This is a genomic window from Vibrio spartinae (genome assembly GCF_024347135.1).
Classification (GTDB): Bacteria; Pseudomonadota; Gammaproteobacteria; order Enterobacterales; family Vibrionaceae; genus Vibrio; species Vibrio spartinae.
The window spans coordinates 62,588-76,302 of the sequence record NZ_AP024907.1; the positions used below are offsets into that span (position 1 = coordinate 62,588).

Sequence of the window (13,715 nt, forward strand, 5' to 3'; positions counted from 1 at the left end):
GTGCGTTTTTGCACTCTTTTTGTTAAATGAATTTTTGTTAAATAAATTTTTGTTAAATGAATTCTTGTGAAATGCATTTTTTGTTAGATTCATTTTCGGTTAGAACCATTTCTTTGTCAGAGTTATTTTCTATTCGAACCACTTTGGGGGATGGTCAACAAAAAAGCCCTGAATGAACAGGGCTTTGCGGACATTATCTTTGTCTGAACTGATTATTTCTGCAATACCGAAATATCAGCAATTTCTAAGAATAGATTGCGTAAGTCGTTGAGCAGTGTCAGACGATTGATTTTCAGCGCTTCATCATCCGCCATGACCATGACATCTTCAAAGAACGCGTCAACCGGCTCTTTCAGAGCTGCCAACTGGTTTAATGCTGACTGATAATCACCGTTAGCAAATGCGGGTTCCAGTGCTTCACTCAGCACCGCGACATTTTCTGCCAGTGCCACTTCAGCGCCTTCTTGAAGTAAAGCGAGGTCGACACTTTCTGCCAGTTGACCGTCAAACTTAGCCAAAATATTACCGACGCGCTTATTCGCCGCAGCCAGTGAATCCGCTGCATCGAGAGTGCGGAAATGAGAGACGGCTTTCACACGTTGATCGAAATCAGTCGGTTTGGTTGGATGACGAGCCAACACCGCCTGAATGACATCAACACTGAAGCCTTCATCTTGATACCAAGCGCGGAAACGACCGAGCATAAATTCGATGACATCGTGCCCGACATTGGCATTGGTCAGCTTATCTCCGAATTGTGCCGTGGCTTCGGCAACTAAATCAGCCAAATCTAACTGATAGCCGTTTTCGACGATAATCCGCAAAATCCCCAATGATGCCCGACGTAATGCGTATGGGTCGGATCCTTTCGGTGCCTGACCAATCCCAAAAATACCGACAATGGTATCCAGCTTATCGGCAATCGCGACTGCGGAAGAGATCGCATTACTTGGCAGACGATCACCGGCAAAGCGTGGCATGTACTGTTCATTCAGTGCCAGTGCCACTTCTTCGGCTTCACCGTCATGACGCGCATAGTGCATCCCCATGATGCCTTGCGTCTCGGTGAATTCGAATACCATTGATGTCATCAGGTCGCATTTTGCCAGCAGTGCTGCACGGGTTGCTTTCTCGACATCGGCACCGATGCTTTTGGCAACGTAAGCCGCCAATACGGCAATCCGGTCCGTTTTATCTTTGATGCTGCCCAGTTGTTTCTGGAAGATTGCCGTTTCAAGTTCTGGCAGACGATCAATGAGCGGACGTTTGCGGTCATTGTTAAAGAAAAACTCTGCGTCAGCCAGACGTGGACGCACAACTTTCTCATTGCCTTCGATGACGTGACGTGGTTCTTTCGACTCAATATTGGAGACGAAAATAAACTTCGGTAACAGGTTTTTATTGACGTCGTAAACCGGGAAATACTTCTGGTCACCTTTCATGGTGTAAACCAGCGCTTCTGAAGGGACTTTGAGGAATTCTTCCTCGAAAGACGCGGTCAGAACGACTGGCCATTCGACCAGTGACGCAACTTCTTCAACCAAGTCTTCTTCTAAATCAGCAATTCCACCCACGTCTGCTGCGGCTTTTTGTGCACCAGCGATGATCGTTGCTTTGCGAGCTTCATAGTCTGCAATCACTTTGCCGCGTTGTTGCAGAATGTCTGGATACTGGCTGGCTGATTCGAGGGTCAGTTCGGGTTCACCCATAAACCGGTGGCCGCGAATGACGCGGTCAGATTGAACGCCGAGGATTTCACCTTCGATCAATGCTTCATCCAGCAAAATCGTCAGGGTTTTGACCGGACGGATAAACTGGGTGTCTTGGTCGCCCCAACGCATGGGTTTGGCAATCGGTAAGTTTGATAGTGCTTTGGCAGCGAGTTCAACAATCAGTGTTTTTGCCGACTGACCTTTGACCGCTTGCTTGAACAGCAGCCATTCGCCTTTATCGGTTGTCAGCCGCTCTGCTTGTGCAACCGTAATCCCGTTACCCCGCGCCCAGCCTTCAGCCGCTTTGGTTGGATGACCGTCAGCATCAAATGCGACCGCCACTGCCGGACCGCGTTTTTCGACGACTTTATCCGGTTGCTGTTCTGCTAAGCCAGCCACTTTCAGTGCCAGACGACGCGGTGTCGCGTACCACTGCATCGCTTCGAAAGGTAAGTCAGCGGTTTTCAGTTCGGCTTGAAAGTTGTGATAAAACGCTTCAGCCAGTGTGCGAAGCTGTGTCGGTGGGAGTTCTTCCGTTCCCAGTTCAATTAAAAGTTCTTTAGCCATGCTTTTCTCTCCCCTTATGCCTGTTGGTCTTGCTTTTTGCACATTGGGAAGCCCAACGCTTCACGAGATGCGTAATAAGCTTCTGCGACTGCTTTGGTCAAATTACGGATGCGTAAAATGTAGCGTTGACGTTCTGTCACAGAAATCGCTTTGCGTGCATCGAGCAGGTTAAATGCATGTCCTGCTTTTAAAATGCGTTCATAAGCCGGTAACGGGAGTGGCGTTTCTAGTTCCAGCAGATGCTGACACTCTTTTTCACACTGATCGAAGAAGGTGAACAGGAAGTCCACATCAGCATGTTCAAAGTTATAGGTAGACTGTTCGACTTCATTTTGATGATAAATGTCGCCGTAGGTGACTTTACCCAGCGGACCGTCCGTCCAGACGAGATCATAAACGGAATCAACGCCCTGAATGTACATTGCCAGCCGTTCTATACCGTAAGTGATTTCACCGGTGACGGGTTTGCACTCCAGACCACCGACTTGTTGGAAATAAGTAAACTGGGTCACTTCCATACCGTTCAGCCATACTTCCCAGCCGAGTCCCCAGGCACCTAAGGTCGGGTTTTCCCAGTTATCTTCGACGAAGCGAATGTCGTGAACTTGCGGATCAACCCCCAGTGCTTTCAGCGATCCGAGGTAAAGCTCTTGAATATTATCCGGTGACGGTTTGATCATCACCTGAAACTGGTAATAGTGTTGCAGACGGTTCGGGTTTTCACCGTAGCGACCGTCGGTCGGACGGCGGGAAGGCTGCACATAGGCGGTCGCAATTGGCTCAGGACCAATGGCGCGCAGGCAAGTCATCGGGTGAGATGTGCCTGCACCGACTTCCATATCTAAAGGTTGAACAATTGTACATCCTTGACGGGCCCAATAATCCTGCAGCGCGAGGATCATCCCCTGAAAGGTTTTGATATCATAGTTTGTTTGCATAGTCGGGTTCGCGCGAGTTGTTTGAATCATGAAAAATAACGTTGAATTATACCGATATATTGACCTATCGAGTAGGGGCAATCTTGTTTAATTGTTGTGCATTGTTCTTTTCACGACATAAAACCGATACGATGCTTGTTTTCCGTACATAAGCCCGTTAAAATCGCTGCGTCTTTGGGGAGTAGCTTACCACGCCATTGGCCCGGAATCGGATAGTTCTGCGGCAATGTCACCGGTTCGTTCGTCAACATCATTGGTGCCCATCACCGTGGCGTTCGAGGCTCATACGAGTTTAGCAAGACCTTAGACAAAGATCGCAGTACTAGGGGTAGGGTGCGATGTTTGTCTATGGTTCATTGTCCTGCCCCGAGAGCATGTCGTGAATATTTTAGCCATATCAATCACAACGGTAACGCTGGCAGAGATCGGCGATAAAACACAACTTCTTTCATTGATGTTGGCAAGCTGCTATCGCAAGCCGTTGCCGATTATTAGTGCCATCTTCCTTGCAACACTGGTTAATCACGCCCTCGCGGCCTGGTTGGGCGTCGTCGTTGCCGAATACCTTTCTCCGGATATTTTGAAATGGGTGATATTTGCCAGCTTTTTAGCCATGGCGGGCTGGGTCTTGATCCCCGATAAAATGGATGATGATGGTGCCTGTTCGAGCCGGGGCCCGTTTGTTGCCAGTTTTATTGCGTTTTTCGTTGCGGAAATCGGGGATAAAACGCAGATTGCAACGTCGGTGTTAGGCGCTCAATTTGCCGATGGTTTGCTCTGGGTCGTTTTGGGAACGACCATTGGGATGATGATTGCCAATGTGCCGGTTGTATTGATCGGCAAACTCTCAGCAGATCGATTACCGCTGGATCTGATTCGGAAAATAACGGCAGTTTTGTTTGTTGGTTTGGCTGGCGTTGCGATTTTATATTGAGTCGGGTCATCGGCGAACAATATCGGTGACAAGCGTGATATCTGACATACATGCTTCATGATTCTCATGCTACTGTGATGTTAGGATCGTCAACAAAGGGAGTGGCGTATGTTAGTTCGTTACACTGGCATGAGCTTGAAAAGCCAATTCTACTTGTATTCATTTGGCTTTATTTTGACTGTATTGGGGATGATATTAACCGATATGTGGCTACCGATGGTTGTCGGCGCGCTCATCCTGATGGGGTTGATCGTTGAATCTTGGATTCATATTTTTCATCTTGTGCCGCTGCATCAGGAAATTCGTTCCCTGAAAAAGCAGATGGAAAAACTGCAACATCATTATCAGGATGAGAAGGAGCTGTGATGCTTCGTTGTATTCAACATGAAAGTGGTATTCAACATAAAACGCTTCGGTGATAGCTGTTCCACTTCTTTCGGGCAAGTTTTGCTCACTGGGCAAGATCTTGCTTGTATCCGTTAACGCGGGTACTTCAGGTGCTGACAACTGGCGTAAACCAATCGAAGCTTAATTGTCTGATGCCTGTCAGGCAATGCTTTGATGGTCTTGTCGCTCACTGGCTGGTGGGCGACAATGTTATACATTGCCCTTTTATATTTCATACTGTCTGATGATGTTCATACTGTCGCAAAAGTAAGGCTGCTCAGGGGGATGAATTGTGAAGGTAAATGATGCCCCCCAGAACTGAGATGTTCCTCCAGAAAAATACTTTCCCTCTTCATCCGACCGGATTAATTTTCAAATTCATCAAGATTCATATGGCGGTTTCGTTATAATAGCCTCCGGCTCTGTTTTCGTTTGCAAAAATAAACAGATAAATATCCCCAGGTAACCTCAAGATGCACTCCCGAAGGGCGAGTTCACTTTGAGGTCATTTGGGTATAAACGCATCCACACTCAGACAGAGCATTCATATTCATCAATCTTAATCATTCGTTTATTTAACAATGCTAGGTAAAAACTATGGGGACTTTGAACTTCCGTCTTGTCAGTGGTGTCGGTGAAGCGTTGGTGGTTCGTGACTATCAGGGACATGAATCTGTTTCTGATTCATTGGATGCACAGGGCAACCCGGTCTACGGCTTTCGCTACCAAATCGAGCTCGCCAGCCGCAATTCAAGCATCAGTGCCGAGCAACTGGTCGATACGACCGCCGTCTTAGAAGTCATCCGCGATGGTGAAGTCGTGCAACAAGTCCACGGCATTGTGCGCAGCTTCAGCCGCGGTGATACCGGCCACCATCACACCTATTACTCCCTGACACTGGTGCCTGCCCTTGAGCGGCTCTCTTTGCGCCACAACAGCCGGATTTTCCAACACAAAACCGTCCCTGAGATTCTGGCGATTCTTCTTGAGGAAATGAACATCACCGACTACGCCTTCTCCGTCAAACGGGAATGCGCGCCGCGCGAGTTCTGTGTTCAGTATCGGGAGACGGATTTAGCATTCTTCCACCGATTGGCGGCAGAAGAAGGGTTGATGTATACCTTCAGCCATCAGGCCGAAAAACACACGTTGGTGGTCACCGACAATACGGCCGGATTTACCCAGCTTGATGGCACGGTCCCCTATAACGTGCTGTCCGGTGGCGTCGCGGATACCCCCTATGTTTCCGCCATCAGCGAGACCAAACAATCCGCGGTGACGGAAGTCGCCATGCAGGATTACAGCTTTAAAAAACCAGCCTACAACTTTAAACAGTCGGCCCTTGGCAGTGAGATGGCCTACCAGTTGCCGGACTACGAGTACTACGACGCACCGGGACGGTATAAAGATGATGCCAGCGGCAAAGCCTTCAGCCAGATTCGGTTGGAACATCTGCGCCGGAACAGTCACACCGCATCGGGCAAAAGTAACCAAGCCAAGCTTCAGGCCGGGGTGGTATTCACCCTGGCCGACCATCTGGACAGCGCAATGAACCGCCCTTGGCTGATTGTCGGGATTGACCATCAGGGCAGTCAGCCACAAGCACTGGAAGAGTCCGGTGGCAGCGGTGCCACTACCTACAGCAACCAGTTTACCGTGATTCCGAATGAAACGCTGTGGCGCATGCAGCCACACCCTAAACCACAAGTGGACGGCCCGATGGTCGCCACCGTAGTCGGGCCGCAAGGTGAAGAAATCTACTGTGATGAACACGGCCGGGTGAAGCTTTCCTTCCCGTGGGACCGTTACAGCAATGAAGATGAGCACAGCTCTTGTTGGGTGCGCGTCGCGCAAGGCTGGGCAGGCGCACAGTATGGCATGGTCGCGATCCCCCGTATCGGCCACGAAGTGATTGTCACCTTCCTCAACGGGGACCCGGACCAGCCGCTGGTGTCCGGACGCACCTATCATGCGACCAACACGCCCCCCTATGCCCTGCCGGATAACAAAACCAAAACCGTGATTCGCACCCAGACCCATCAGGGCACCGGCTTCAATGAATTCAGTTTTGAAGACCAGTCCGGCAGCGAGAAGATTTACCTCCACGCGCAGAAAGACTACGAAGCGCTGGTTGAAAACGACAGCACCACTCAGATGAAGCATGACCGCCACCTCACGGTTGAAAATGACCGTTACAGCCATGTGCAGGTCAACGACCACCTGAGCATCGACGGTGAGCAGCGCACTGCCATCAAACAAAACCTCACCCTTGCAACCGATGCCTCGCTGCATCAGAAAGTCGGCCAGAAAACCATTGTTGATTCCGGCAGCGAAGTACATCTCAAGGCCGGTAATGCCGTGGTGCTCGATGCCGGTAATGAAATCACCGTCAAAGTCGGGGGCAGCTTTATCAAAGTCGATGCGGGCGGTGTGCATGTGGTCAGCGGCGCCATCAACCTCAACTCCGGCGGCAGTGCGGGCAGTGGCTCCGGTTACGGCGGTCAGCCGTCCACCATGCCGAATCTCCTCAAAGCACTGACACCACCGACGCAGGCGCAGGCACCGTCATTTACAGCGAGTGAAACGGCCATGTCACCGCTGTTGAAAGCAGCAGAAGCCAAAACCATCGCCAATCCGGTGTTACAGGAAGCGCAGATTAAAGCACTGACCGGCAATGAGCCGGTGTGTGAAGTATGTGAAGCCGCAGAGCAGCTTCGGGCGGCGACGGCTTTATCTGCAAAAAATACCGGAGGCAATGATGGGAAAAGTCGAACTCTGAACCAAACCACAGTGGAAAATGACGAAGATCGTGAATTTAAAGTGACAGATATTCCGGCAGTCATGAAAGATAAACTGAATTGGCCCAAATCTGCTGCGGTGATGAAGTTGTGGTTTGGTTTACCAGCAAGAGAGATGGCGCAAGATGAAAAAACCGGAGTGATAAAGCCGATTAATTTTCCTGAAAAATATATTAACAAGACACTCTTCCCCTGGGAATGGTTAGCCATGTTCCCTCGTGTGCAAGATGCGTTGAAAACAATTTCGGAAAGGTTGGATACTCCCAATGCACAAAGGATCCAACGCGATAAAATAAAAAAACTTATCAGTCGTCAGCCGGAACTGAAATTTCCTCATGAGTTAGATAACGATCCTGATCCCCTATCTTTGCATCCTGATTGGCAATTTCAACTGGCATCCATAGGATATGATTTTGGTGAGGTCGATGATTTATATGGATCACTGGGTAATTTTGCTATTTATGCAGCAATAACGAAAGCGTGTATAGAGCAGATTACAGAAAAGCGTTATCAGGTGACGGTTAAAGAAGTTGGCCTCTATATGCGAGATACGTTTGATTTTATCGGTAACCAGTACCTGGGTCATTGGGACTTTGAAGGAATGGGGTTAAATCCCGTTGGTGGTATGTTAAATAGTGTCAATATGGAATGGCACCTTCCGGGATGGAACCTTCAGTTGGGTATAGCGAAAGCATTCGGGAATCAGGATTTTAATCGCTATCGGAAACAATCTGGCAAAGGTGGAGACTTACTCCTTTTTTCAGATATTAAGTGTTTGCCTGTATCTATCAAATTGACGATGGAGATGATGTAGTCATGAGTCGGTCAAAAAAATGGGGAATTCGTTTTGTTATCTTCTGCGTGATTTTCTTAACCATGAAGATGGCGTTTGAGGTATGGCTTGTTCCTGATTATCGTGACGGGAAAGCCTACGTTAATTATTCTCCGAATAGGGAATATAAAGCGATGTATGTTTTTCCTAAAGAGCCTTCAAACCATATTCCTTTATTGATAGTGAAGATGGTCGATCAGTCTGTTTCTGCGATTATTTTACTCCCCAAAGACTGGGTATCGACCGGGCTGGATTTTATCTGGGAATGTGATGATACAAAGCTCCCTTCCTGTACATCTTACAGGGATGCTCCGAAAGTCTCTCTTCCGCCTTCACTCTGGCAACGTCTTCATGCATGGCTGACCGTAAAACTGAAACACCTTGAACAACCTCATCTGAAAGAAGTTCATAGGGATTAGTGGATCATGCCTCAGACAATAAAATTTCCGTTGGATGCTCCCTTTCCGACCATGAATACCGAACCCGGTCAGAAGCTGTATCTGTTGGTCGATGGTGGGCAAATTGAGCAGTTAGCGCAGTCTTTATATCAGGTGCCGGATTTGAAAACGCCGGAGCCCATCTATATGCGTCCACCATTTGATGGATTAAAAGCCGTATCACCTTATCTGGTCGAAGCCACGGAGCCGGTCAGACAATGGTTTATGGCACAGAACAAACCCACCGCCGGATTCTTCTTCACCTCAGCATGGCCACAGTTATCACTGAGTGACTACCTGCGTCATCTGATTCAGATAATCTCACCGTATGGCAGTGAGATTTACCTGAAAATGGCGCACAGCGAAGTCGCGTGGGTGTTACTGAGCAGTGCCAGTCAGTTGTTCTGGCATCCGCTTGAGCAGGCATGGCTGCCCACCCGAATGGGCTGGCAACATCTGACCCGCCCGGAATTTCAGTCTGCGCTCCCTGAGTTTCCCCTCAAGCTGGATGATAAACAGTGGACCGGGTTGGGCGAGATTTCAGAGCGCAATGCCCGTGAGCGGCTTTACCATCATATGGAAACTTATTTCCCTCGGAGCCTTCAGGAGCAGCCAGAGCCGACAATCTGGCTGAACAGTCTGATTGAGCAGGGGAAAACGCTAGGCTTTGAATCCGAGCAGGAGCAACTTCTTTATCTGAATATTATCGGGTATCTGGGCGAGTCAGCCATCAACGATGAGCAGCAATATCCGGATATCCGCCAGCTTATCCACCAACCATCCCAGCAAACCCCGGAGCAGCGTCTTGAACGTGCTGCCGGGCTTGCTCAGCAATATTCCCATTCATTACAGGAGCAGACCCAATCATGAGCAATCCGAATGATGTACAGGGCTCAAGAAAACCAATGAACAACCCTGTCGGTGAATGCCCGGTCAAATCTTCTGTGATGTCGATAGTCCCGGTACGCTATGCGCTGGATGATTTAGAGCCGGTTGAATATCACGCTTTTCTCAAACGCCAGCTCAACCCATTACCGAAAGAGGAACACTGGCAAGGGCCACTCAAGCTCAAAGAGGCCCAATATACCCTGCGCCAGCTTCGGGACGGCTGGTTGTATGTCTACGATGAAACGGACAAGACGTTTCATGAATATCAGGTCAGCGGCAGTGAACTGATTAAAATCGACTGGGGCAGCAATGAGGCTGAGAGCGATACCGACAAACGTGGCAGCGCTGGGAAATCCCAGCCGTTTCTTGAATATCCGTCGCAGAATAAACTGTACATGGCTTTCAGTTATCACCGCTGGTCATGGCGGGTGTGTGAACATATGCGTTCTGATAGTTCCAGCCGTCACAAATGGATGCGGCAGGTGAATCTGAAACAGTTCTGTCAGACGATGAAAGTCCCTCATTGCAGTTTTATTGATACTTTGTCTGAGCAGGTAGCAGATATCTATGACGGGGAAGCGCCATCTGACGATTTGTTCGGTGAGACCTGCACACCACTGAAAAAGCCGAAACAACAACCGGACAATGATTTCCCGTATGCACTAGTTGCAGAGAAACCGGCAACGGACAAAGGCTCGTTACTAAAAGGAATGAAATCTCCGTCTACGGCAATGTATGTGGCACTGGATGATGTGCTGGCCGATATTACCGATTTGGTGATGGGCCTGTCTTATGCGAAGGTGGAAAAAGAAGCCACGCTGGGGGATAAAGAGAATATTCACAAAATGCGGATGGCCGAGATTGTGCGCCAACTGGGCCGAGTATCGGTGCCTAAAGACAAAATGGATAAACAGATTCGCGATGATATCACTCATGTCCTTGCTTGTGAGGAGTTACTGAACCAGTACCTGTTGATGTCGTCACTGGCAGAAGAAGATAAGCGCCGTCTGGAAAGTCCGGGATATGACCCGCAAGAAGGCGATATGCCAGCTTCCGGTGCTGCGGAAGCCGCGGAGAAAATGAAAGCGACCCTGAAAGACAGTTACGGCCTGACGGTCACACCAGAGATGCACGAACAATGGTCCCGGGCGAAAACTTATCAGAAGGATGTTGACTGGGATGGCATGACCACTTACCTGACAGAACAGTACCATGCCCTGAAAGGACTGGATGAGGTGATTGCAGCCCGGTACGATGAAGTGTTACTCGGCATCAATGCACTGGAAGATAATGCGCTGAGTGTCGGTATCGATACGCAGGCTGCAACGGATGTCAGCTACCTGTTGGATTTAACCGGTCAGAGTCTGGTGGTGCTGAAAAACTCGGTGACGGATGAAAAGCGCCACCGGCAACTGGAAAAGACTTTTTCAGTAGTCTCACCGAAAAACCTGTTTGCACTGGCCGGTTATGGTTTTAGTCAGGAAACTAGGCAGACCATTGATGAACAGATTCAAACGCTGCACAAGCAACTGCTGTCAGTCGGCAGTGCCGGGGATAATCTGGCTCTGGCGGCGGCTCTGGCGAACTGGGATGCATTAATCGGTGACGGACGGATACAGGACAAATCGTGGTATTTGACGCTGGTGCAACCGGTCAAAGATAGCTTTTCAGCGCTGGCAAAAGCGGTACAGACAACCGCCACCCATAGCTGGCGCTCAATCTTGGATTTAACCCGCCCGTCCTACAGCAATCCGGAGAGCCTGATTGACCATCTGAGAATGCTTTTAATGGGAGCGATTGTCGATGAAAAGGCTGTCTTGCAGGTCAACCGCAATTACGTCAAGGAAATGGAAGCGCTCGGGAAGCAGCTCAAACCGTTGCTGAAAGGGATGAGCAATCTGACCCACCCGGAAACCGGCGCTATTGTTCAGGTCAACAAATATAAAAAGATACAGGCAGAAATTGACCGAATCATTGTTAAGAAACAGCCGCAGCTTCTGCGGGTGAAGGGGGATGCGCTGAATGAGAAGCTGCAACAGACGCTGACGGAATATGTGGAGAAACTACGCGGTGGTGGAAGCCGTGTGGGGCAGGCACTCAAATCCAGCGTTGAGGAAGTCGGCGGTCTTGGCGGCCTGCTGGTTGGCCTCGGCGTGTGGAACACTTTCGTTGTACTGATGAATTTACCTGAGAAACTCAAGGATGCAGAAACCGACGAAGAAAGGTACAAAACCCTGTTAGAACCACTCTACAGCGCTCTGTATACCTGCCAGTTTGCCTATGCGGTCTCGTTGTCACCGGTGTGGAAGAAAATTTCGGCGAATCAGAGTTTAATGAGAACTTCTGTAAATCGAGTACTTGCAAAGAAAGCTTTTAGTGTCGAATCTCAGGTATTGGTCAGCCGCTTCTCTAATTTAATGCTGACTACAGCTTCACTGGGCGCCTTGGCTTCGGGGCTGGAAGCCTGGGACAGTTATAATAAAACCTCCGGTAAAGATAACACTCTACTGGAAACAGCCGGTTACTGGCTGAAGTTTGGTGCAACACTGGGTAATACGGGTATCTTTGGTTACCAATTGATTGTACACATTGCTAGTCGTATGGGGAGTTCTGTCGCAATTGGGGCCACTTTAGCACCGTGGATGCTGACCGGGCTGTTCTGGATGGGGATGATTTATCTGGTCGGGGTGGTGCTGATTAACCTGTTCCACCGGGACGATGTTTCGCTGTTTTTATATCATTCTGTCTGGGGTAAAAACAGGGCAGGATGGAGTTTGCAAGAAGAGCTGACTCAGTTTGAGCAACTGATGTATCGCCCGGTGGTTCGGCTGGTGAAAATCGATGCACCGGATCAGCGCTACGCCTCAATTTATGCGCCGAAACACCAATGGCAGGTAGAAATCGATTTACCGCCGCTGGTGAATAAAGGAGATACACTTGGGCTACAAATGACCCGAACCCCAATGAGTAGCGGAGTCACCAATATGGCGGGCTCTCCAGTACTTATCAATGAACAGAATGGTCAGTGGCAACGGATAGAAAAGGATCAGAGAAGCTTGCTTCGCTATAGTGCTGCTGCCGGAGGCTCGGATAATGATATGATTGCTCTGCTGCTGCAAATGCCGCTGTATCTCTGGCCAGCAACCCAGAAAGAAGCCCCGGAGGCTAGCTGCCATTTGTTATACAGCACCTATGGTTACAATGAAGGTGTAATGAATTTGCAGGTTGTAGATGCAGAAACTAATACCAAATCAACCCGAAGTGTCGTAGTTACAGTATAAAAGGTAGAGAGCATGACTCAGCATGTTGGATTAGATAGAGAACAAGCCGAATGGGAGCTCCACGAACAGGAGATAAAAGAGGCGCTGGAAATTTATCAATGGCAGATCCGAGTCGGTGCTTGGGGAGCAGAAAAAAGTGGGCGATATCTACTTAACGGTACATCTATCTTTGTTGTTCTCATGGGACTGCTGGTTGGGTGGTTGACCATTCGTGGCGATGACTGGACCGGATTCTGGGTTTCAAATAGTGTTTGTTTGTTTGTTGCATTGTTTGCTCGTTTTTTATGGTTTGCAGATTATCATTATCATTATCATCTGACGGAAAAAGGGATTTATTATACCCAGCAACAGGTGATTTCGGAGAACGCTTATACGGTAGTGCGTACTACGGCTTGGATAGGTGTTGCTGTTTGTGTACTCGCCGCTGCTTTAATTGGTCCACTGGCTTTTGTGGGTGCAGGTGCTTTTGCGTTGATGTCATTTAGTATGACAAATTTTAGTGCAAAGGTATCAATATATGGGATCTATTTCGGCGGCAGTTATAACATTGTCCATCTAAAAAATCAGGAAGTTATAGAGTTAGATAGTAGTGATGTTAGCAGAAGTTATTATTCTGGGAGACTATATTGTGCACCGGATGAAAAATCTTGTCTCTTTGAGCAATTACAGAGTGTTCTGTCTGAAGCTAAAGTGATTGAAGTTAAACGTCCCAAGGAGCTTTTAACTTACGACAATGAGTCATCGTTCCATAGCAAATAGCAATTAAGGAGAGAAGATATTCTCTCCTTTGGCCTGACTTTATATTTCTTCTGTTTCTTCCTTCTGCAAATTCATTTCATCAAACGTAATCAGATTATTAAGAAACAGCAGGATCTCGCGTAGTTCATCCGGAAGCTTGGGATAGTTTCAATAGTGGCAGATTGAGATTGATTTGCCGCCGC

At 48.6% G+C, this 13,715-nt stretch carries 10 protein-coding genes; 7 read left to right on the top strand and 3 right to left on the bottom strand.

What is annotated here, in order from left to right:
- Nucleotides 1-212: 212 nt before the first annotated feature.
- The 3 genes from glyS to OCU60_RS00295 form a co-directional block, all read right to left on the bottom strand.
- A complete protein-coding gene (gene glyS / locus OCU60_RS00285; RefSeq protein ID WP_074374035.1) occupies nt 213-2,279 on the bottom strand; it encodes a glycine--tRNA ligase subunit beta in 2,067 nt (688 codons plus the stop codon).
- A gap of 14 nt (nt 2,280-2,293) precedes the next feature.
- Nucleotides 2,294-3,217 carry a glycine--tRNA ligase subunit alpha gene (gene glyQ / locus OCU60_RS00290; RefSeq protein ID WP_074374036.1) on the bottom strand — a complete coding sequence of 308 codons (924 nt, stop codon included), beginning with the start codon at nt 3,215-3,217 and terminating at the stop codon, nt 2,294-2,296.
- A gap of 110 nt (nt 3,218-3,327) precedes the next feature.
- The gene (locus tag OCU60_RS00295) at nt 3,328-3,471 is read right to left on the bottom strand and encodes a hypothetical protein (protein WP_159439483.1); all 144 of its coding nucleotides are present in this window, start codon (nt 3,469-3,471) and stop codon (nt 3,328-3,330) included.
- 125 nt (nt 3,472-3,596) lie between these two features.
- On the opposite strand from OCU60_RS00295, the gene OCU60_RS00300 reads away from it, so the two are divergent.
- From OCU60_RS00300 to OCU60_RS00330, 7 genes are all read left to right on the top strand, one after another.
- The gene (locus OCU60_RS00300; protein WP_074374037.1) at nt 3,597-4,151 is read left to right on the top strand and encodes a TMEM165/GDT1 family protein; all 555 of its coding nucleotides are present in this window, start codon (nt 3,597-3,599) and stop codon (nt 4,149-4,151) included.
- Between the two features lie 108 nt (nt 4,152-4,259).
- Complete coding sequence (locus OCU60_RS00305) at nt 4,260-4,517, top strand: hypothetical protein (protein ID WP_074374038.1); 258 nt, start codon at nt 4,260-4,262, stop codon at nt 4,515-4,517.
- A 618-nt stretch (nt 4,518-5,135) separates the two neighbouring features.
- The gene (tssI, locus tag OCU60_RS00310; protein WP_074374039.1) at nt 5,136-8,150 is read left to right on the top strand and encodes a type VI secretion system tip protein TssI/VgrG; all 3,015 of its coding nucleotides are present in this window, start codon (nt 5,136-5,138) and stop codon (nt 8,148-8,150) included.
- Between the two features lie 2 nt (nt 8,151-8,152).
- Complete coding sequence (locus OCU60_RS00315; RefSeq protein ID WP_074374040.1) at nt 8,153-8,587, top strand: hypothetical protein; 435 nt, start codon at nt 8,153-8,155, stop codon at nt 8,585-8,587.
- 6 nt (nt 8,588-8,593) lie between these two features.
- Complete coding sequence (locus tag OCU60_RS00320; protein WP_074374041.1) at nt 8,594-9,475, top strand: DUF4123 domain-containing protein; 882 nt, start codon at nt 8,594-8,596, stop codon at nt 9,473-9,475.
- Nucleotides 9,472-12,774, top strand: a complete 3,303-nt coding sequence (locus OCU60_RS00325) for a T6SS effector BTH_I2691 family protein (RefSeq protein WP_074374042.1) — start codon at nt 9,472-9,474, stop codon at nt 12,772-12,774. Before OCU60_RS00320 ends, OCU60_RS00325 begins: the two co-directional genes overlap by 4 nt.
- A 12-nt stretch (nt 12,775-12,786) precedes the next feature.
- On the top strand, nt 12,787-13,533 hold the full coding sequence (locus tag OCU60_RS00330; RefSeq protein ID WP_074374043.1) for a hypothetical protein: 747 nt from the start codon (nt 12,787-12,789) through the stop codon (nt 13,531-13,533).
- Nucleotides 13,534-13,715: the final 182 nt, after the last annotated feature.

What these genes read in the sequence shown, in the direction of transcription:
- glyS (WP_074374035.1), bottom strand. Translation starts at nt 2,279, where the DNA reads ATGGCTAAAGAACTTTTAATTGAACTGGGAACGGAAGAACTCCCACCG.
- OCU60_RS00325 (WP_074374042.1), top strand. Translation starts at nt 9,472, where the DNA reads ATGAGCAATCCGAATGATGTACAGGGCTCAAGAAAACCAATGAACAAC.
- glyQ (WP_074374036.1), bottom strand. Translation starts at nt 3,217, where the DNA reads ATGCAAACAAACTATGATATCAAAACCTTTCAGGGGATGATCCTCGCG.
- tssI (WP_074374039.1), top strand. Translation starts at nt 5,136, where the DNA reads ATGGGGACTTTGAACTTCCGTCTTGTCAGTGGTGTCGGTGAAGCGTTG.
- OCU60_RS00315 (WP_074374040.1), top strand. Translation starts at nt 8,153, where the DNA reads ATGAGTCGGTCAAAAAAATGGGGAATTCGTTTTGTTATCTTCTGCGTG.
- OCU60_RS00320 (WP_074374041.1), top strand. Translation starts at nt 8,594, where the DNA reads ATGCCTCAGACAATAAAATTTCCGTTGGATGCTCCCTTTCCGACCATG.
- OCU60_RS00295 (WP_159439483.1), bottom strand. Translation starts at nt 3,471, where the DNA reads ATGATGTTGACGAACGAACCGGTGACATTGCCGCAGAACTATCCGATT.
- OCU60_RS00305 (WP_074374038.1), top strand. Translation starts at nt 4,260, where the DNA reads ATGTTAGTTCGTTACACTGGCATGAGCTTGAAAAGCCAATTCTACTTG.
- OCU60_RS00330 (WP_074374043.1), top strand. Translation starts at nt 12,787, where the DNA reads ATGACTCAGCATGTTGGATTAGATAGAGAACAAGCCGAATGGGAGCTC.